Origin of the sequence: Sulfitobacter sp. SH22 (genome assembly GCF_965641905.1) — a bacterium.
Classification (GTDB): Bacteria; Pseudomonadota; Alphaproteobacteria; order Rhodobacterales; family Rhodobacteraceae; genus Sulfitobacter.
In genome coordinates, this window is the sequence record NZ_CBFFKI010000003.1 from 39,741 (window position 1) to 60,267 (window position 20,527).

A 20,527-nucleotide genomic window follows, 5' to 3' on the forward strand; every position below is an offset into this window, starting at 1 on the left:
AACCAAACGCGGCGTGCCGGATTTCTGGCGCGCCGTTTTTCTTGGGCCGTATTTTTAGAACGAGGCGCAGCATATGGAAATGGTCGGCAAATTATATCGGGGGTTCCTGTATGCGATGGCTGGTATTGCGGGCATCATGCTGGTCTGGCTGATGATTTCCGTCATCACCTCGGTGGTGATGCGCAACAGCGGCTTACAGCCCTTTGCGTGGCTGTTTACGTCGTCCGAATATGCGATTCTATACATGACCATGCTGGGCGCACCGTGGTTGGTGCGTGAAAAAGGGCATGTTCATATCGAACTGGTGACGGCGGCATTGCCGACGCGGGTGCGCCGTATCGTTAGCCGCTTGGTCGCCGCGCTGTGCGTTCTGGTGTCGCTGGTCCTTGCGTGGAAAGGGGCGGAACTGTTCCTTGGCAATATCGCGCGCAACGATCTGGATGTGCGCGCCTACTACTTTCCTAAATGGATACTTACCATCGCCTTTCCGGTCAGCTTTGGCCTGATGGCAATTGAATTTTCCCGATTTGTGTTCGGCGACGACCTGATGCACTCCGGCGAAGCAGGGATACACGAATAATGGAATGGTTTGAGTCGCTCGCCCTGTTGCTGGGGTCGATCCTTGTTTTGATGGCGATTGGCATGCCGGTGGCTTTGGCCTTTCTGGCGGCCAACATCGTGGGCGCGTGGTTTTTCATGGGCGGTGCCAAGGGCATCACCTTGCTGCTGAACAACGGTTTTGGCGGGTTGACGAATTTTGCGTTGGTCCCGATCCCGTTGTTCTTGCTGATGGGCGAAATCTTCTTTCACACCGGCCTTGGCGCGCGGATGTTCAACGCGATTGACCGGTTGTTGGGCAAATTGCCGGGGCGCTTGTCTTATGTCACTGTCTTGGGCGGCACCGCGTTTTCGACATTGTCGGGGTCATCCATGGGGTCAACGGCACTGCTGGGCAGCCTGATGGTCCCCGAGATGACAACCCGCGGCTACAAGAAACACATGTCCATCGGTCCGATTCTTGGCACCGGTGGTTTGGCGATTATCATCCCGCCCTCGGCCTTGGCCGTTCTACTGGCGACGCTGGCGCGGATTGATGTCGGGGCGCTTCTGATTGCGGGGATCATCCCCGGCCTGATCCTGGCCAGCTTTTATATCGCGACGATTTATATCCAGACCAAGATCGACCCGTCTGCGGCACCCGCCTATGACGTGGAAACCCTGAGCTGGGGCCAGAAGATGCGCCTGCTGTTCGGGGATGTGATGCCGATGCTGTCGGTCATGGTGCTGATCGTGATCGGCATGGTCGGCGGATTGATCACCCCGTCCGAGGCGGCTGCATTCGGGGCGCTTGGCGTCTTGATCCTGGCGGTACTGTTTAGGTGCCTGACGTGGGAGGCCATGAAGAAATCGGTGATCGGCGCGCTGCGCGTGACATTGATGGCCTATCTGATCGTGTTCGGCTCTGCCACGTTCAGCCAGTTGCTGGCGTTCTCGGGGGCGTCGTCGGGGTTGATCCGCTGGGCGACGTCGTTTGATCTGGCACCGATCGCGATGCTGCTGGTGATGTTCGGCGTCTTGCTGTTGCTGGGCATGTTCATGGAACAAATCTCGATGATGTTGCTGACCGTGCCGATCTTCTTTCCTCTGGCGGCGACCCTTGGGTTTGATCCGATCTGGTTCGGGTTGATCATCCTGCTGGCACTGGAAATCAGCTTTACCACGCCGCCCTTCGGATTGCTGTTATTCGTGATGAAGGGGGTCGCCCCCAAAGACACCACCATGCGCGAGATCTACCTGTCGGCCTTCCCGTATATGGGGTGTTCGATGCTGTTGGTGGCGCTGCTGATCCTGTTCCCGCAAATCGCACTTTGGTTGCCGGGGATGTAGCCGTCGGGCCACTGACTGACCAACGTGAACAAAAAACCTGATGCTGCGTGGGTGGATTCTCAAGGGTCGTTGCGACGGTTTCCGCTATCTCAGTTTCATCAGTTCTTCTCTGAAGGCTTCGGTTGGGGTGCGCCATCCTAGACACTTTCTGGGGGTGCCGTTCAAGCGATCACAAATCGACTTCATGTCCCGATTTGTTAGCGTGGCCACGGGCGCGTCACGTGGCAGATATCGACGCGCTCGCTTGTTCAGGTTTTCCACTGAACCCTTTTGCCAAGGTGATTGTGGATCACAAAACCAGGCCTCTGTTCCGATCACTGGCTTGAGTTCACGCCAGTTCCTGAACTCAATCCCACGATCAAAGGTGATGGATTTACGGGCTGGCTGGGGAAGGGGTTCCATCACGCCCATGAGCCGGTTCATCAGATGCGTCGTGCTGCGGTCGTTGTTGCGGAACAGGACGGCAAAGCGCGTCTTGCGTTCGACCAATGAGGCGACGTTCATCTTGCCTTGAGCACGCTCGAAGATCATCAGATCACCCTCCCATTCGCCAAACGTCTCGCGGGTATCAACGTAGTCTGGTCGTTCATGGATGGATCGATCCGGTGGAAACACAAGGCCACGTGGCTTACGCGAATGATGCGGTCTTCGTTTCTTGCGGCGGTTTGGCAGGTAGCGGGCAAGTTCTCTGGATTGGCCATCGGGGCCGTAAACGTAGGCATAGATCGTCTCATGGCTCACGCGCACGGTCTGACCCTCGAAGTACAATCGGCCTGCGATCTGTTCGGGTGACCAACCTTCTTTGAGCTGTTTGATCACAGCTTTGCGCAACCCATCCAGGCGTACCAGTTTGCGACGGCGCGCGCGTCGATCCGTGGCATAGTCCTGCGCGTTAACTCCATAATACCCATTCAGATAAGGGATATCTTCATCGTTGTAATAGTTGCGCTTGATCTCGCGGTAGACTGTGGATCTATGCCTGCCAATCTCAGCCGCGATTTCACCGACTGACATTTTAACATTCAACATATCCTCGATCGTGCGCCGTTCACGCAGGTTTAGCTCTGTATGGGCCATCTTTCATTCTCCTTGCTTTCCAGCAAGATAGGGGAAATTTCGCAACCCAGTATAGAATGTGCCCCGGCTGCATCAGGTTTTCGGATAATGTGGATTATGTTATCAAACAGACAGGTATTGATCGCGGATTTCGGGATGGGCCTGAAGCTCTGACAGGCTGCCCACGAATTTTTGTGTGCCATGTTCGATGATGACCACCCCGTCTGCCACCGCCTGGGCAAAGTGCAGGTTTTGTTCTGACAACAACACCGTCAGGCCTTCGCGTTTCAGCTGAAGGATAACGCGGGCCATTTGTTCAACGATCACCGGCGCGATGCCTTCTGACGGCTCATCAAGCAGAATAAACGCGGGATTTCCCATCAAGGTGCGCGCGATGGTCAGCATTTGCTGTTCACCACCCGACAGCGCCTTTCCCCGGTTATTGCGCCGCTCGGCAAGGTTGGGGAACAGATCGAACACCATGTCGTCTGTCCATGTGGTGCAGCCCTCACGCGGGGGCTGGCGGCCGACCTCGAGGTTCTCCAGAACCGTAAGCTGGGTAAAGATGCGCCGTTCTTCGGGCACATAGCCCAAGCCCGCACGCGCGACCTTGTGGCTGGGCCATCCGGTGATGTCCTGACCCTTGTAGGTGACTGTCCCGCTGCGGGGCCGGACCAGTTGCATGATGGATTTCATGGTGGTGGTTTTACCCGCCCCGTTACGCCCCAAAAGTGCTACGACCGTGCCGGCCTCCACGTTGAAATTCAGATCATTCAGAACATGTGCCTTGCCGTAGAATGAATTGACGTCTTTGACCTCAAGCATGGGCGTCCTCCTGCGCTTTGAACAGGGTGCCGCCGCCTAGGTAAACCTCTTGGACCTGCGGGTTGTTGCGAATTTCATCTACCGTGCCATCGGCGATCAACTGCCCGCGGTTCAACACCATGATCCGGTGCGCATGGGCAAAGACCACATCCATGTCATGTTCGGTGAACAATACGCTGATGCCTTTGGCATCCAGAATATCAGCCGTCAGCTGCATAAGGGCGATGCGTTCGCGCGGTGCCATCCCGGCGGTGGGTTCATCCATCAGCAGCAGGATCGGATCATGGGCCAGTGCGACAGCCAGCTCCAGCCGTTTCAGGTCACCATATGCCAGCACGGCGCAGTGGCGTTCGGCCTGATCGGCCATACCCACGGTATCAAGCAGGGCGAGTGCTTCGTCGCGATAGAGTTTATGGGCAAAGGTCGTCAGGGAATACAGCCGCCGGTGGTGCGATATTAGCGCCATTTGCACGTTTTCAACCACGGTCATCGACGCATAGGTCGCGGTGATCTGAAACGTGCGCCCGACCCCCATGCGCCAGATTTTGCGCGGCTGCATACCGGCGATGTTCTTGCCCAACAGCTGCACAGTGCCCGAGGATGGCTTCAACTGTCCCATCAGCATGTTGAAACAGGTGCTTTTGCCCGCGCCATTGGGGCCAATCAACGCCAGCAATTCGCCCTTTGCCAGATCAAAGCTGACATTGTCGACGGCTTTGATCGCGCCGAAATTGCGTGACAGATTGCGAACAGACAGGATCGGGCTCATTTCGCGTCCTCCGGTACTTTCAGAATGCCAAGGCGTTCACCCGCCTTGCGCAACGATCCAACGATGCCTTCGGGGCCAAGGATCACGATAACGATGATCGACAGGCCAAGGGCAAGGCGCCAGTATTCGAACCGCGTCAGGTAATCCTTGATCCCCTCAAAGAACGCGGCACCGACCCAGCCACCGGACAGGGTTTTGACACCGCCCAGGAACACCACGATCAGGGCGTCGAAACTGCGCGCGGTTTCCAACTCGTTCGGGAAGATGCTGCCCTTGGAAAAGACGAACAATCCGCCCGCAAGACCTGCCATGACGCCCGCAAAGGTGAAGGCGACCCATTGAATGCGCTTGGTGTTGATCCCCATTGCCTCGGCCTGACGGGCGCTGTCGCGTGCGGCGCGCATGGCATAGCCAAAGGGCGCGTGGGCCGCCTGACGCAGCAACAAGATACCGCCGACACACAGCACAAAGGCGAGGTAGTAATAGACGCTGTTGTCCGACGCCCAGTCGGAGGGCCAGATGTTCACCAACCCGTCATCGCCGCCAGTGACTTCGCTCCATTGGAATGCGAGGCTCCAGAGTAGTTGACCAAAGGCCAGCGTTAGCATGGCGAAATAAACGCCGGTTGATCGCAGGCAGACCCAGCCGATCACGATCGCAGCAAGACCCGCGCAAACGGGGGCCAGCACCAGTGCCAGTTCCATCGGGGTGTTGGCGTGGGTGACAAACAAGGCGGCAGCATAGGCCCCGCCGCCAAAAAACGCAGCGTGCCCGAAACTGACCAAGCCGCCTTGGCCCAGCATGAAATGAAGCGACGCGGCGAACAGAGCGAAGATCATGATATCCGTCACCAGAACCACGGCAAAATTACTGCCATAGAAAGGAAGAAGCCCAAGGATCAGCAATCCGGCAGCCACCAACAGTCGCATATTTCTGCCTGCGGGCTTTATCGGGCGCTCGGGTTCGCCAACCTGACCATGTTCGCCGGCGACTTCCTCTTTGCCCAGCAGACCAAAGGGGCGGAACATCAGCACGATCACCATGACCACGAACATCAGCACAAGCGTGGATTGCGGCGCATAGGTCACGCCAAAGACGTTCAGGACGGAAATGATAACAGCAGCCAGATAGGCACCGGGCAACGACCCCATGCCACCGATCACGACCACCACAAAGACAGGCCCAAGAATGTTGAAATCCATCAACAGGTCGGCACCGCCTTTGGGAAGTTGCAGTGCACCACCAAGGCCCGCCAGCGCACAGCCCAGAAAGAACACGCCGGTAAACAGCCACGCTTGGTTAACGCCAAGCGCGCTGACCATTTCGCGGTCTTGGGTGGCGGCACGCACCAATGTACCGACGCGGGTGCGGGTGATCAGGTACCACAGGCCAAAGGCGACAAACGGAGTGATCACGATCAGCGCGATGTCATATTGCGGCACCGGTTCGCCCATGATGCGGATCACACCCTTAAGGCCCGGGGCACGTGGCCCCAGCAAATCCTGCGGACCCCAGATCATCAGCGCAAGGTCTTGGATAACAAGGATAACACCGAATGTGGCGACCAGTTGGAACAGTTCAGGCGCGCTGTAGACAGGGCGCAGCACGCAAAATTCGACGATGACCCCGATCAGGCCGACGATGATACCGGCCAGCAGAATGGCCACCCAAAAGCCGACCATACCGGGCAGCACCTGCATCAGCGAATAGCCGACATAGGCCCCCAGCATATAAAATGACCCGTGGGCAAAGTTCACGACGCGGGTCACGCCAAAAATCAGCGAAAGACCAGAGGCAACCATGAAAAGCGCGCCAGCATTTGCAAGCCCAGTCAAAATCTGTGCGATAAAAAGGCCCATCAGCCACCTCGATCAATTTGGGGAATAGGTTCGGTCGCTCCGGAAGGGGTTTCCCTCCGGAGCAGTGCCGGTCGTTATTCTGCGGGACGCAGTTTTGCGACTTCTTCGTCGGATGGCAGATAATCAGCGCCATCCAGATAGGTCCAGTTGGTCATCACGCCAGCACCGTCTTTCAGTGCAGTTGTACCGATAAAGGCACCCATGGTTGCCTGATTGTCGATTTCGCGGAAGGTGATGTCGCCCACGGGTGTGGCAACGCCCAGCCCTTCAAACGCCTGACGGATCGCTTCGCCTTCGGTTGATCCGGCTTTCTGGATCGCAGCCGCAACGGTTGCTGCGGTCATGTAGCCAACAAGCGACCCCAGTTTGGGTGTCTCGTTAAAGCGTGCCTGATAGGCATCAACAAAGACCTTGTTCGCGCCGTCTTCCTCGGTGAAATCATACCAGGGGTAACCGGTCACAACCCAGCCTTCGGGGGCTTCGTCGGCCAGCGGTTCAAGGTATTCTGGTTCGCCGGACAGCAGGCCATAAACGGTGCGACCGTCAAACAATCCGCGTGTCGTGCCTTCGCGCACGAATTTGGCAAGGTCTGGGCCAAAGGTCACGTTATAGATCGCATCGGGTTTGGAGCGTTCCAACGCCTGCACTTCGGCACCTGCGTCGATCTTGAACAAGGCGGGCCACTGTTCGCCGACAAATTCAACACCGGGCTTCAACTTGGTCAGCACTTCTTTGAACGCGGCAACGGCGTCTTTGCCATAGGCATAGTTCGGTGCAATCGTTGCATATTTCATCGCGTCGGTTTTGGCAGCCTGTTCGGCCAGCATCGCGGCTTGCATATAGGTCGATGTGCGCAAACGGAATGTCCAAGGATTGCCCTGCGACCATGTCAGCGCATCGGCAAGCGGTTCGGAGGCAAGGTAAACCCACTGCTTTTCCGCAGCCACAGAGGAAATGGCGAGGCCGACGTTCGACAAAATCGTGCCGGTCAGCATCACAGTGCCTTCGCTGGTCATCAGTTCTTCGGCGATCTTGATCGCCTCACCGGGGTCGCCCTGATCGTCGCGGAACACGAATTCAAGCGGGCGATCCAGCACACCGCCGGCGGCGTTGATTTCTTCCAAACGCAGTTCGATGCCTTTTTTATAGGGCTCTGCAAAGGCGGCCATACGTTTGTAGTGGTTAATCTCGCCAACCTTGATCGGTTCGCCCGATTGGGCAAGGGCGGCAAGGCCCGTCATGCTAAGGGCAGCAGCCCCTGCAAGGGTTTTCAGGAATGTGTTTCTGTTCATTTGGTGTCGTCCTCTGTTGGGGTGGTGCCGTCTTTTGCTGCATTGTTTGATAGAGTTAATCGTGTTGAACAAATACCGGTGAAACAGGGTCGCCCAGATCATCGGTTGCTTCGGCCTCAATCCGGTCGCGAATGCGTTTCCGGTAGACGTTGGGCCCTTTGTCGATGGCAATGCGAATGGGTTTGCGCTTTTGCGGGCGCTTTTCCTCTTCGTGCACTGCCTCTAGGATCTCTTTGTCTTCGGCAAAGGCAACCCGAAACATCGCGTCCATTTGGTCAGACGCGGCATCATCGCCAAGGGCCGTGTTTCGCAGATGCATCCAGTGGTCGATCGTATAATCCTCGGTCACGGGGGTAACAAAATGCAACGCAAAGATGCGCACGCCCTTGTTGCGCTCTTCTTCAGGAAGTTCAAGTGCAGCTTCGGCTGACCCGAAATCAATAACCGCAGTCGAGGGCATGTGGAGATAGTAATAATGCCAGCGGTCGACATTGCCGTTAAAGCCCCCGAATTTCTTGAAAAAGCCGATCGGTTCGGCATCCCTGATCCAGCGCCAAGCCACTATAACTTCGTCAGCGGTTTTCACATGCACGGGCACGTTTTCCGACGCGGCATTGCCCAAGGTTGTCGGATGCACAAAGCTGACATGGGCAGGATCAACCAGGTTTTCGGCGACGTTCAGATAGTTGGCTTTGATATGCAGCTTGTCCCCGTGGTGCAGGTGCCAGCCGTCTTGCGACAGTTCCGGCATGTCAAAAGCCAGCGCGGGGTCGGCTTTGTCGGCGTCGCCCATCCAGATGAAAACGATGCCATGACGCTCGAGCACCGGGAAGCTGTCGACATAGGCGCTGGCTGGCAGGTTCGATTGCCCCGGCACGCGTACGCATTTACCGCCGGCATCAAAGGTCATCCCGTGATAACCGCATTGAATGGTGTCACCGATGCGCTTGCCCTTGGACAGCGGCAGCAGCCGGTGCGGGCAACGGTCTTCCAAAGCGGCAAGTCTGCCGTCACTGCACCGGAACATCACAAGGTTCTGCGCAAGCATGGTTAGCGGCACAAGATCGCGGTCAAAATCGGTGGACCATCCAGCGACATACCAGGCATTTCTGACAAAGGACACGGGCGACTCCTTGCGTTAACTATCCTCATGAAGGACCAAAAACTTGTTAGCTGTCAAACAATACTTCTGATCCGTTCTGTTGTGGACCCCAGTTAAAATCCATGGAATGATAATGCACAAGAAATATGCAGTTGCAGCAAAATACTGGACGGTACATTGAACGAAGCGGCGGATTCACAAAACCAGACGGCCTCCTACGAGCTGGAAGATCAGGTGGGTTTCAAGCTGCGTCTGGCCAACCAGCGACATCTTGAGATTTTCAACCGCCGGATGCCCGACATCACGCCGACGCAATTTGCGGTACTGGCGAAGCTGCGCAACGAGGTCAAAATCAGCCAGAACCAGTTGGGCCGTTTGGTGGGCATGGATGCGGCAACGACCAAAGGCGTGGTCGACCGTCTGCGCAAAAAGGGGCTGGTGAAAAGCTGCCCGTCCGAGACCGACATGCGCCGGCTCGAGATTTCATTGACCGAAGCGGGCATCGCCTTTGCCGCAGATGCTGTGACCACCGCCCACGAGATTTCTGCCGAAACCGTCGGCAACCTGACCCCCCGCGAGGTTGACCGGTTGCTGACGTTGCTCGACAAACTTTAGGGGTTAGCGCAGGCCGTCTTTGCCTTCCGCATCCGAATGGGTCAGCCCGCCCACCCGTGGCAACGGGCGCCCGCTGTCAGTCACCGCAACCGCGACCATGATTTCACCGGCGCGTGGCGCATCGTTCAGGCGGACTTCGATCCCGTCGAAATGGCTGCGCACGTAAGCGGCATCCTTGTGCCCCAAAGGCACGTCCAGCACCTGCCCCGGCCCGCCCATTTTTTTCGACGATGGCACCAGTGCCGCACCTTTTTCCACCGCGACACGCAGCGGCGCACCCAGTTTCGGGTGCAGGATGGCGGCGGCATGTTCCAGCTCTCCGCCCTCCCCGACCATGGCCGCTTTGCCATAGCTTTCGGCCTGCGCGGGTGTGATCCCAAGTGCGGCGATGCATTTGTCGCCCAGCAAACCGCCCAGCTCTGCGCCAATGTCCATTAGGGGCGTTAGATCCTCGGTATAAGAGCCTGCAAAAGGGTTCTTGATCACGGCCACGGCAACGGCCTTGCGTGTGGGCGGCGAAATGGTTTGACCAATCTCGCGGTGGGTTTCTTCGACCCAAACGGCGATTTTACGGATTTCAGCGCTCATCTCAGGCCATCCTCCCCTTTGATGTCCTTGGCATCCAGGCCCCCTGCCCGGTTGTGCACCCGCGATCCTGTGGTCATCACAAGGATCACCGCCATTTCATTGGCACGGGGGCTGTCGTTCAGCCCCACTTCGATTGAATCGAAATGGCTGCGCACATAGGACGCGTCGACATGGGTGACAGGCACATCAAGGCGCACGCCAGCCGCCCCGACCTTTTTCGAAGAGGGCACGATTGCCTTGGCCCCGCCCAATACACCCCGCATCGCATAGCCGCCCGGCGCATGCCACAGCGCGCCATGTTCCAACTCTCCGCCCACGCCGACGATTGACCCTTTGCCGTAGCCTTCGATCTGGTCCGCCTCAACGCCGAGAGCAGCCAGCAGCTTTTGCGCCATCTCAAGCCCCAGCGGTTTGAGGTCTTCCATAAAGGGCTGGATGTCTTCGACATAAGACCCTGCATAGGGGTTTTCGATCACGGCCATCACATAGCCGCGTTTCAGCGGCGTGTTGGCGCGGGGGCCGCCTTCGTGAAAGATTTCCTCGATACTGGTGACCATCTTGCGGATTATGACGTCAGGCATTTTGCGGGTCTTTCGTTAGGTGTTTCATTTGTTCGGGCAGTCCGGTGGTTCGGCTTTGACCTTGTAAGAACATCGCCGCCCCGTCGATCAGCCGTGCATCGCGCATCATGTTGGCCGCAGTTTCACCGCGTTGCAGGGCGCGCGCAACATCTGATTGCGACAGGCGTCCAACATGGGTGACAACGGGGGTGTTTCCCAGATCGCTATCGTCTTGCAGGCTGAAGGCGGGGGCGCGTTTTATGGCGGGGTGATCGGGCAGATCAACGGCATTGCCGAGCTTGGTGGCGGCCGCATCGGCACCACAGGCAGAGCGCGCCAGGACGGTCACGGCATCGGCAATCCCTAGGCTAAGGCTGCGACCGCGTTGCCCGCTGGTGGCGATCCCGCGCATGGGATCGGTGCTGGCAATCGTGACCGTGCCAAGGTTCTGGCCGTCGGGCGATGCAATGGCAATCTTGAACGTGGCCTCATCGGTTAGATGCAGTGCAATGTCGCCACCGTTGTTCACATAAGCGCGTGTCAGGTCCGCGGCGTTGACCATGGCTGCCAGCACCTCTTGGGCGACGGCACCGGCGACGCAGATCATTGGCGTGGTCAGCCCGTCGGCATGGGGCAGTGCTGCGCGGTACATGCGGCGGGCGATCTTGCCTTCGGGCTTGGTACTGACAGGTTGGCGCAGCAGCGGCAGTTCGGCCGTCAATTCGCTCAAAACAGTCTCGAACCTGGCAAAAGCCGCACGAAAGGCCGTATCGCGCGCACCATCCGCCCCGATGATCAGGTCGATCGGCCCGTGTGACAAATGCAACCTGTTGCCGGGCAAAAGGGCGGCTTGGGCGTTCATTTATCGCCTTTCGCCCAGCCATAGTTTTCGCGATCATTCGGGTCGGATTGCAGGGCCAGTTGCGCCACACGGCGGACGTCACGGGTGACGACTTCCGCGACTGGCTGGATATGCTCCATATGCCCGCCAAGGGTGCCGTAATCTTCGCGGCGCAGGGTGAATTCGATGGGGGCGACCAGCGCGGGCGTTGGCACATATCCGAATGAATTCGTCGGCATGTCCATCACGTCAACCATCACCGTGATCCCACCGCCGGGCCAGACGTATGCCTCGGCCCCGCCACAAGACACATGGGTCAGGGATTCCTTGACCGACCGGGTCAGGCGCACGGGGTTTTCGGTAACACCGGCCCGCAAAGACCCGCCAGCACCGCCCATGAACAGCACCGAACACAGCGACGGTTCGCAGTTTTCCGCGATCCGTTCTGCGACGACCAGCAGTTCCGGCGTGATCTCGGCGGGTTGCGGAACCAGATCGTCGTCAAGGATGAAATACGCCCATTGTTCGCCTGTGGTCGAGATCATCAACAGCCGCAGTCCGGGCCACGCGCGCTTGGGGTCGGCGGGGCGCAGGATGGTCAGCGGGTCTTCGACATCGGTGCCGCCCCAACCGGTGCCGGGGTCAGCGACCTGAAAATACCGTCCGGGGGTCGAGCGGCGCCCGTTGATGCGGATGCCCGACGGGGTCATGTCCAGCCCCTTGCCCGCCTCGTGTTCGCTAAGGACTCCGGTAATGTGGTCGTCAACAACAACGACTTCGTCCACATGGCCATGCCATTGTTTGGCGAACATGCCGATGGTGGCAGACCCGCAGCCGACGCGCATAAGTTTCTCGGGGGTACCGTTGATGACGGGGGCCTTGCCTGCCTCGACGATCATGTGCACGCCGCCGTCAATCGTCATCTCGACGGCCTCGCGATTGCACAGACGCAACAGCGCATCGCAGGTCACGCGGCCTTCTTTCTTGGAGCCCCCCGTAAGATGTTCAACACCGCCTAGGGACAGCATTTTCGACCCGTATTCAGAGGTCATCACATGGCCGATTGCCTCGCCATCCACCCGCACCACGGCACGTTCGTCGCCGATATGGCGGTCGGTGTCGATTTTCACTTTGACGCCGCAGTACGAAAATATGCCCTCGGTCACGACGGTGACCATATCGACGCCTTCGACCTCTTGGCTGACGATAAAGGGGGCTGGTTTATAGTCGGGGTATGTCGTGCCGGCCCCAACGGCAGTCACGAAATCGCGCCCGCCCTGAATGACGTCGCCATCCCAATCCTGTGCATTGTTGCCTTGGTCAAGGAAAGCCACAGCCTTGGCCCCGGACTGGATGACAGTCAGCGGGTCAAGCCGGACCAGTTCGCCCGCATGATTGGCATAGCGGTCACAGGCACCGGATTTACCTTCGGCAATAAAGCACATGACGGGGCATGCATCGCAGCGGATTTTTTCGGGCTTTTGGTCGCGCAGGTCATCAGGCATGTCCGGCCTCCTTTAGGGCGGCGCGCAGGCGCGTGGGGGTTGCGGGGGCGTGGGTCACTTTTGCGCCTGTCGCGTGATAGATCGCGTTGAATATCGCAGGTGCGGTGGGGATCAACACATGTTCGCCCAGACCCTTGGCACCATAAGGGCCGTGGGCATCTGCGATTTCCAATATCAGGGTCTGTATCGGGGGAATATCGCCAATCGTGGGGATCAGATAGTCGTGCAGGTTCTCGGTCCGGCCGGGGATATATTCTTCCATCAGCGCCATGCCCAGACCTTGGGCGATGCCGCCTTGCACTTGCCCTTCAACCAGCAGCGGGTTGATCGCGCGGCCCACGTCATGGGCGGCAACAAAACGCAGGGGTTTGCACAGGCCAAGGACGATATCGACCTCGACCACTACCAGATGTGCGGCGTATCCGAATTGCGCATAGGGGACGCCCTGCCCGTTTTCATCCAGCGGTTTGATCGGCGGATCATAGGTTTCCTGCGCCATCAACACATAGCCTTCGGCGTTCGGATCAAGCCGCGACAGATCAAGGGTTTGCGTGCGGCCTGCTTCGGTCACGATCACCTGCCCAGTTTCCAAGGTGATCGTGGCGTCCGGGCCTGCATTGGCCTGCCGCAAAATCTCGCTGCGCAGGGTTTCGCCCGCTTTCAGGGCGGCATTGCCCGACACAAACGTCTGGCGCGAGGCCGATGTTTTGCCCGCGTCTGGCGTGATGTCGGTGTCGGCACCCAGCAGGGTCACCCCGTCAATCGACACGCCAAGCGCCTTGGCAAAAATCTGTGGAATGACCGTGTTAGAGCCTTGTCCGATGTCCAACGCCCCTTGATGCAACACCACCGCGCCATCGGCACGCAAGCCCGCCTTGATCGTAGAGGGGTTGGGCAAAGATGTATTTCCGCAACCATACCAAGCGCTGGCAATGCCAACCCCGCGTTTATGCGTGGTGTTGGTTGCGTTGAATGCAGCACATTCGGATTTGGCATCTTCCCAGGCGGGGCGCAGCGCCTCAAGGCAGGCTTTGATGCCGACGCCTTGGTCAAACACCTGGCCGCAGACGGTCGGAACATGATCTTCCAGCGCGTTCTTCAGGCGGAAATCCAGCGGGTCTATCCCCAGCTTTTCAGCCAGCAGATCAAAAACGGTTTCCTGCGCGATAGCGGACTGCGGCACGCCAAAGCCGCGAAATGCACCCGAAGGGGGGCAATGGGTATGCACCGCACGGCTGCGCGCGCGGTAATCGTCGATCCGGTAGGGACCAGAGGCATGGACCGGCACGCGGTTCGCCACGGTCGGCCCCCAACTGGCATAGGCACCGGTGTTGAAATCACCGTCAAAACGCAACCCGGACAAGGTGCCATCGGCCTTTGCACCGACCTTGATCTTGATCTGGGCGGGGTGGCGTTTGGTGGTCGATTGCATGGTTTCATTGCGTGAATAGGTCATGCGCACGGGTTTGCCGGTTTTCATCGCAGCAAGTGCAATAAAGGGCTGCAAGGAAACGTCGATTTTCGACCCGAACCCGCCGCCGACCGCTGTCGGGACAATACGGATATCGGCCATCGGCATGTTCATGATGGCGGCCAGAGTTTCGCGGTCCATCCCCGGTGCTTGGGTGCAGGCATGGACATGCAGGCGGCCATCCACCATCTCGGCAAAGCCTGCCTCCGGCTCGATATAGCCATGTTCGACAAAGCTGGTTTTATAGTTTGCCTCGACCGTAACATCCGCAGCCTCAAGCGCCGCATCTGCATCGCCGCATTGCACAAAACCGCCGCACATGATGTTGCCTTTGCGGTCGTCAAACAGCAGCGGGGCATCGGGGGCGATGGCGTCATCAATGTCGGACAAGGTGGTTTGCGGGGTCCACTCCACCGGAAAGCTTGCCAGATCCAGCGCGGCGATGGTGCCTGCGTCGCCCACCACGCATGCAACCGCTTCGCCACGGAAACGGATATGGCTGACAGCAAAGACGGGCTGGTCAATGAAGCTGGGGATAACGCCGAAAGCATTCAGGCCGGGCACGTCCTTGGCTGTCAAAACAGTCTCTATTCCACTGTATTTAGCCTGCCATGCCTCAAGATCGCCAAAGGTGAAACTGGCCGAGGGATAGGGCGAACGGATCACGCGGGCGACCAGCGCACCGGCAGGGGCAACATCATCGCCAAATTTCTCGGACCCGTCCACCTTGGCCAGCCCGTCGAACCGGCGGGCGTTATGGCCAAGTTCGGTCGGGGCTTTGATCAGTTGATCGGCGGCATGAGCACCCACGACGGCGTCGATAATTTTGCGATAGCCGGTACAGCGACACAAAACACCGCCAAGCGCGTCTTGAACCTGCGCATCGGTCGGTTGTGGCTCCGCACGCAGCAGGGCGACGGCTGACACCATCATGCCGGGCGTGCAAATTCCGCATTGGGCGGCTTGGTGGTGCTGAAAGCTTTCCATTAACGCCTGCGCGTCTGGGTCGGCTTTGACCAGTCCGGCAAGCGTCTCGACCTTGCGGCCCGTTGCCTGTTGCGTGGCCATCAGACAGGCGCAAACCGGCGCGCCGTCGACCAACACTGTGCACGCGCCGCAATCGCCCGCGTTGCAGCCGATCTTGACGTCTTTGCGGTCCAGACGTTCGCGCAGGGAATGGGATAGACGTTCGCCCGGTGTCGGTTCAACCTGCACGATTTCCCCGTTCAGCGTGAATGACGTGATGCGTGTGGCGGCAGATTTGTCCATCAGGCGGTTCCTTCCAAGGCAAGGGCGATGGCGCGGCGGATCACCTGCGTTGCTGCGGTCTGGCGATAATCGGCGCTGGCGCGGACGTCTGTGATGGGGGTCAGCCCGTGGATCAGATCACCCGTCACGGCGTTTTGCAGATCACCGGGCGGTAGGCCGCGCAATGCATCCTCAAGCGTGGTCAACCGCTGCGCAACAGGGGAGGCCGCACCGATGGCGATGCGGATATCAGAGACTAATCCGCGCTCAACCCGCAAAACCACGGCAACCATGCAGATCGAGATGACCAGATATTTGCGGGCCCCAAGTTTCACAAAGCTGCCCATGGACCCGTTAGGCAGGTCTGGAATGTGGATCGCGGTCAGAATTTCATCGGCGGCACGGTCAGTCTTGCGCACACCTTGCAAGAACGCGTGCAAAGGCATCTGGCGCGTGCCGTGGGGCGAGGTCAGTTCGACCCCGGCATCCAGCGTCAACAACGGCGGCACCCCGTCAGCGGCGGGGGAGGCGTTGCACAAGTTGCCCGCGATTGTACCGGTGTTCTGGATTTGCACCGACCCGACTTCGCGGGCGGCCAGTTTCAGCCCGTTAAAGGCAGGCGGCAGATCGGCCTTGATGATGTCCGTCCAGGTTGTTGCGGCCCCGATCCGCCAGCCTGTGTCTGTGCGCGAGACGCCGCGCAAGTCAGTCAGTCGTGAGATATCAATCAGCGTTCCGTCGAAATGACGATCACCTTGCGCAGGAAACCAGTCTGTCCCCCCGGCGATGATCGACGCGGGCCCCGCGGTCAAAGCCGTCAGCGCATCCTCAAGCGTGGTCGCGGTGATATAGCTCATGGGGTGTGTGCTCCTGACTGGCGGAAATATTGTTGGTGTACGAATAAGAATTCGATGTGGCGGTTTCTGTCAAATCAATTCGCGGCCGCGCTATCCGACAAAAGCCTTTTCGACCACAAAAGTGGCGGGGCGGTTGTTGGCCCCTTCCTCAAGGCCGAACCCTTCAAGCGCTGCTTTAGTGTCGGCCAGCATTTCCATCGACCCACAGATCATCCCCCGATCGGTTTCGGGATTGATCGCAGGCACGCCCAGATCGGCAAAGATTTTGCCCGATGCCATCAGATCGGTCTGCCGGCCCATGCGCGGCCAATCCTCTCGGGTCAGTGTGTCGTACAGGGTTAAACGCTGTGCAAACTCTCCGATCAGCGGGTCCGCCTTAAGGCTTTCAACCAACTCGCGTGAATAGGTCAACTCCCCTGCGGTGCGGCAGGTGTGGCACAGGATCAGGTCGTCGAATTTTTCATAGGTTTCCGGATCGCGGATGATCGACGCAAAAGGCGCAACCCCGGTGCCGGTGGCGAACATCCACAACCGTTTGCCGGGCAGCAGCGCGTCATTCACCAATGTTCCCGTGGGCTTGCGCCGCATCAACACCGTATCGCCCGCCTGAAGCTTTTGCAGATGTTCGGTAAGCGGGCCGTCGGGCACCTTGATCGAATAAAATTCAACTTCTTCGTCCCAGGATGGCGATGCGACGGAATAGGCCCTGAACACGGGCTTTTCGGCATTCGGCAGGCCGATCATCACAAACTCACCTGACCGGAAACGAAAGCTGTCAGGCCGTGTGATGCGAAAACGGAACAGGCTGTCAGTGTAATGCTGCACCAGCGTCACGGTTTGGGCAAAGACCCCTGCGGGGATCGGAAACGGAGTGTCGACTGGTGCTGTGCTGTCCATGCGGAATCCTTTTCAACGGTTGGATAGATTGTTTGTATACATATGAAAAACTGTCAAGCGTTTCATCTTGATCCGTTTGAATTTTCTGTTAGCGTTCAAATGAAACCAGATGCTTGAAAGGCGAACCCATGTCTGACACCCCCGCAAAGCTTGTGATCCGAAATATTGGCATGATCCTGTCTGGCAAGATGGAGGAACCCATTTTTGACGGGGATTGCCTGATCGCGATTGGTGGCAAGATCTCCGAATGGGGCGCGGAAAAGGACATGGATTGCGAAGGGGCGACAACCTTGATCGACGCCCATGGCGCAACCCTTGCGCCCGGATTGATCGACAGCCACGTGCATCCGGTGGTGGGCGATTACACCCCGCGCCAACAGCAGTTGGGCTGGATCGATTCGACCCTGCATGGCGGTGTAACCACGCTGATTTCGGCGGGCGAGGTGCATATGCCGGGGCGGCCCAACGATCCGGTTGGCACCGTCGCGATGGCGATTGCGGCGCAGCGCTGGTACGAAAACTTCCGGCCTTCGGGCGTCAAGGTGCACGCGGGCGCGCCCCTGCTGCAACAAGGGCTGGAGGAACATCATTTCCGCCAGATGGGCGAAGCCGGTGTCACGCTGATCGGCGAGGTCGGCCTTGGCACGGTCAAGGACGGCAAGACCGCGAACGAGATGGTCGGCTGGGCGCGTAAATACGGTATGCAAAGCACGATCCACACCGGCGGCCCGTCGATCCCTGGATCGGGGTTGATCGACGCGGATATGGTGCTGGAAACCGGCACCGATGTGGTGGGCCACATCAACGGCGGGCATACTGCCCTGCCCGACGATCAGATCATTTGCATCTGCGAAGGCTGCAAGGCCGCCCTTGAGATTGTGCATAACGGCAATGAACGCGCCGCTTTGCTGACGCTGAACACCGCGCGTGAATTGGGCAAGCTGGACCAGCTGATCTTGGGCACTGATGGGCCTGCGGGGTCTGGTGTGCAGCCGCTTGGGATTATGCGAATGGTGGCGCTGCTGTCGTCGCTGGGCGATATCCCGGCCGAGATTGCGTTCTGCTTTGCCAATGGCAACACGGCGCGGCAGCGCAAGCTGGACACCGGATTGATCGAGGCAGGCAAAGCCGCTGATTTTGTGATTATGGATCAGGCGCAACATGCGCCGGGCAAGAACCTGCTGGAATCGGTGCAACAGGGCAACCTGCCCGGTGTCGGCATGATGGTGATTGATGGCATCGTGCGCAGCCAGCGCAGCCGGAATACGCCGCCGGCCACGCGTCTGCCCGAGCTGGTGACAGGAACGGTAGGGGCGTAAGCGCCCCTAGCTTGCCCCCAGCAACCGCATCGCGTTTTCCTTGAGAATTAGCGGGCGGACTTCATCTTTGATCGCGATTTTCTCGAAATCGGCCAACCAGCGTTCGGGCGAGATCATAGGCCAGTCCGATCCGAACAGCATCTTTTTCTTGAGGATCGAATTGGCGTAGCGCACCAGAATGTCAGGGAAGTATTTCGGCGACCAACCGGACATGTCGATATAAACGTTGGGCTTGTGCTGCGCGACCGACAGCGCCTCTTCCTGCCAGGGAAAGCTGGGATGCGCGAGGATGATTTTCAGATCTGGGAAATCAACGGCGACATCATCCATATACATCGGGTTCGAATATTTCAGCCGCATGCCGTTGCCGCCGGGCATCCCTGATCCGACACCGGTTTGCCCTGTGTGAAACAGCGCAATGCCACCTTCTTCGGCGATGGCTTCGTACAGGGGATAGGCGATGCGGTCATTGGGGAAGAAACCCTGCATCGTGGGGTGAAACTTGAACCCCTTGATGCCGAAATCCTTGATCAGGCGCCGCGCCTCGCGCACGCCCATCTTGCCCTTCCAGGGGTCGATTGACGCAAAGGGGATCAGCACATCGTCATTTTCTGCGGCGATGGCGGCGACTTCCTCGTTCTTATAGCGGCGGTATCCGGTCTCGCGTTCGGCATCGACGGGAAAGATCACGGCGGCGATGTTTTGTTCGCGGTAATGTGCGGCGGTTTCCTGCACCGTCGGGGGGTGCTTCCAAGGGGCACCGAAATAGCTGGCCATGGTGGATTGCAGATCATCGTATCCGTCATCCGAATGACAGCCACAGGGTTCTTCGGCATGGGTGTGAAAATCAATGGCGCGAATTTTATCAAAGTCGATCATTGCAGCCCCTCTTGGGTTTAAACTTTGCGCAAGTTTGGTACAAAATATATTGCTATTCAATAGAACAATTGTTCTATTCACCTAAATCGCACCCTCAAGGATGATGCCGCCATGACCAAAGCCGTTGCCAACCCCGATGTTCTGAATGTTGACCTGCAAGGGAACATCGCGGTCCTGACCATGACGCGCCCCGATAAACGCAATGCGATGAATGATGATTTGCTGGGCGCGCTCAAGGCATTTTTCATGGACCCGCCGAAAGAGGCCCGCGCCGTGGTGCTGACCGGAACCGCCGGGCACTATTGCTCGGGGCTGGATCTTAGCGAACATGTCAAACGCTCGACCGAAGAAACTTTGTACCATTCGCGCAACTGGCATGGTGTGATGGATATGATCCAGTTTGGCGGCTTGCCTGTGGTGTCCGCGATATTTGGCGCGGCGATTGGTGGCGGGCTTGAACTGGCAACATCGACCCATGTGCGGATTGCCGAACCGTCCACGATCTTTCAACTGCCCGAAGGGCGGCGCGGCATCTTTGTGGGAGGCGGTGCGACCGTGCGTGTGGGCCGTATTCTTGGTGCCGACCGGATGACCGAAATGATGCTGACAGGCCGCAAGTTCAATTCCGAGGAAGGCGTTCAACTGGGTCTGGCGCATTATGCCGTGGGCGAAGGGGAATCGCTGGCGATGGCAATGGATCTGGCGGGCAAGATTGCGCGCAATGCGCCGATGTCGAATTACATGATGATCAACTCGATCAGCCGGATCGACGATATGTCAAAAGCCGACGGGCTTTATGTCGAAAGCCTGAGCGCGGCAGTCTCGCAATCGGGGCCGGACGCTGACGAAGGATTGCGTGCATTTCTGGAAAAACGTGCGCCTAAATTCCGCTAGCAAATTACCAAAATGTCGCGCAACCTGCGGCATCATATAAGCAGCACAAAGCTGCATCATCAA

19 protein-coding genes are annotated in these 20,527 nt (G+C 58.4%); 5 read left to right on the forward strand and 14 right to left on the reverse strand.

Going from position 1 to position 20,527, the window contains the following annotated elements:
- Positions 1-73: 73 nt before the first annotated feature.
- Complete coding sequence (locus ACSQ13_RS01895) at positions 74-580, forward strand: TRAP transporter small permease (RefSeq protein WP_176248722.1); 507 nt, start codon at positions 74-76, stop codon at positions 578-580.
- Positions 580-1,887, forward strand: coding sequence for a TRAP transporter large permease (locus ACSQ13_RS01900; protein WP_176248721.1), 1,308 nt, complete (start codon positions 580-582; stop codon positions 1,885-1,887). Before ACSQ13_RS01895 ends, ACSQ13_RS01900 begins: the two co-directional genes overlap by 1 nt.
- A gap of 84 nt (positions 1,888-1,971) precedes the next feature.
- On the opposite strand, the gene ACSQ13_RS01905 is transcribed toward ACSQ13_RS01900, so the two are convergent.
- From ACSQ13_RS01905 to ACSQ13_RS01930, 6 genes are all read right to left on the reverse strand, one after another.
- Positions 1,972-2,964 carry an IS30 family transposase gene (locus tag ACSQ13_RS01905; protein WP_295510153.1) on the reverse strand — a complete coding sequence of 331 codons (993 nt, stop codon included), beginning with the start codon at positions 2,962-2,964 and terminating at the stop codon, positions 1,972-1,974.
- Between the two features lie 102 nt (positions 2,965-3,066).
- Positions 3,067-3,768 carry an ABC transporter ATP-binding protein gene (locus ACSQ13_RS01910; protein ID WP_295512383.1) on the reverse strand — a complete coding sequence of 234 codons (702 nt, stop codon included), beginning with the start codon at positions 3,766-3,768 and terminating at the stop codon, positions 3,067-3,069.
- Positions 3,761-4,537, reverse strand: coding sequence for an ABC transporter ATP-binding protein (locus ACSQ13_RS01915; RefSeq protein WP_176248719.1), 777 nt, complete (start codon positions 4,535-4,537; stop codon positions 3,761-3,763). The genes ACSQ13_RS01910 and ACSQ13_RS01915 overlap by 8 nt, the downstream gene beginning before the upstream one ends.
- Positions 4,534-6,396: an ABC transporter permease gene (locus tag ACSQ13_RS01920; RefSeq protein ID WP_176248718.1), complete on the reverse strand. Its 1,863-nt coding sequence runs from the start codon at positions 6,394-6,396 to the stop codon at positions 4,534-4,536. Before ACSQ13_RS01920 ends, ACSQ13_RS01915 begins: the two co-directional genes overlap by 4 nt.
- A 74-nt stretch (positions 6,397-6,470) precedes the next feature.
- Positions 6,471-7,688, reverse strand: coding sequence for an ABC transporter substrate-binding protein (locus ACSQ13_RS01925; protein ID WP_176248717.1), 1,218 nt, complete (start codon positions 7,686-7,688; stop codon positions 6,471-6,473).
- 55 nt (positions 7,689-7,743) lie between these two features.
- The gene (locus tag ACSQ13_RS01930; protein ID WP_295512381.1) at positions 7,744-8,811 is read right to left on the reverse strand and encodes an aromatic ring-hydroxylating dioxygenase subunit alpha; all 1,068 of its coding nucleotides are present in this window, start codon (positions 8,809-8,811) and stop codon (positions 7,744-7,746) included.
- 156 nt (positions 8,812-8,967) lie between these two features.
- On the opposite strand from ACSQ13_RS01930, the gene ACSQ13_RS01935 reads away from it, so the two are divergent.
- A complete protein-coding gene (locus ACSQ13_RS01935; protein ID WP_176248715.1) occupies positions 8,968-9,405 on the forward strand; it encodes a MarR family winged helix-turn-helix transcriptional regulator in 438 nt (145 codons plus the stop codon).
- Between the two features lie 3 nt (positions 9,406-9,408).
- On the opposite strand, the gene ACSQ13_RS01940 is transcribed toward ACSQ13_RS01935, so the two are convergent.
- The 7 genes from ACSQ13_RS01940 to ACSQ13_RS01970 form a co-directional block, all read right to left on the reverse strand.
- Entirely contained in the window at positions 9,409-9,993 is a 585-nt protein-coding gene (locus tag ACSQ13_RS01940; RefSeq protein ID WP_176248714.1) for an amino acid synthesis family protein, read from the reverse strand.
- Entirely contained in the window at positions 9,990-10,574 is a 585-nt protein-coding gene (locus ACSQ13_RS01945; RefSeq protein ID WP_295512380.1) for an amino acid synthesis family protein, read from the reverse strand. The genes ACSQ13_RS01940 and ACSQ13_RS01945 overlap by 4 nt, the downstream gene beginning before the upstream one ends.
- Positions 10,567-11,415, reverse strand: coding sequence for a UPF0280 family protein (locus tag ACSQ13_RS01950; protein ID WP_176248712.1), 849 nt, complete (start codon positions 11,413-11,415; stop codon positions 10,567-10,569). Before ACSQ13_RS01950 ends, ACSQ13_RS01945 begins: the two co-directional genes overlap by 8 nt.
- Entirely contained in the window at positions 11,412-12,899 is a 1,488-nt protein-coding gene (locus tag ACSQ13_RS01955; RefSeq protein WP_176248711.1) for a 6-hydroxynicotinate reductase, read from the reverse strand. The genes ACSQ13_RS01950 and ACSQ13_RS01955 overlap by 4 nt, the downstream gene beginning before the upstream one ends.
- Entirely contained in the window at positions 12,892-15,639 is a 2,748-nt protein-coding gene (locus ACSQ13_RS01960; RefSeq protein WP_176248710.1) for a molybdopterin-dependent oxidoreductase, read from the reverse strand. The genes ACSQ13_RS01955 and ACSQ13_RS01960 overlap by 8 nt, the downstream gene beginning before the upstream one ends.
- On the reverse strand, positions 15,639-16,475 hold the full coding sequence (locus ACSQ13_RS01965; protein ID WP_295512378.1) for an FAD binding domain-containing protein: 837 nt from the start codon (positions 16,473-16,475) through the stop codon (positions 15,639-15,641). The genes ACSQ13_RS01960 and ACSQ13_RS01965 overlap by 1 nt, the downstream gene beginning before the upstream one ends.
- Before the next feature lie 90 nt (positions 16,476-16,565).
- Positions 16,566-17,372 (reverse strand): ferredoxin--NADP reductase, encoded by an 807-nt coding sequence (locus tag ACSQ13_RS01970; protein WP_295512377.1) that lies wholly within the window; start codon positions 17,370-17,372, stop codon positions 16,566-16,568.
- A 128-nt stretch (positions 17,373-17,500) separates the two neighbouring features.
- Between ACSQ13_RS01970 and ACSQ13_RS01975 the strand changes: the two genes are divergently transcribed.
- Positions 17,501-18,691: an amidohydrolase family protein gene (locus ACSQ13_RS01975; protein WP_295512376.1), complete on the forward strand. Its 1,191-nt coding sequence runs from the start codon at positions 17,501-17,503 to the stop codon at positions 18,689-18,691.
- A 6-nt stretch (positions 18,692-18,697) separates the two neighbouring features.
- Here the strand turns inward: ACSQ13_RS01975 and ACSQ13_RS01980 are convergent, their stop codons facing one another.
- Positions 18,698-19,570: an amidohydrolase family protein gene (locus tag ACSQ13_RS01980; protein ID WP_176248706.1), complete on the reverse strand. Its 873-nt coding sequence runs from the start codon at positions 19,568-19,570 to the stop codon at positions 18,698-18,700.
- Between the two features lie 111 nt (positions 19,571-19,681).
- Between ACSQ13_RS01980 and ACSQ13_RS01985 the strand changes: the two genes are divergently transcribed.
- Entirely contained in the window at positions 19,682-20,464 is a 783-nt protein-coding gene (locus ACSQ13_RS01985; RefSeq protein ID WP_176248705.1) for a crotonase/enoyl-CoA hydratase family protein, read from the forward strand.
- The last annotated feature ends 63 nt before the right edge of the window (positions 20,465-20,527 follow it).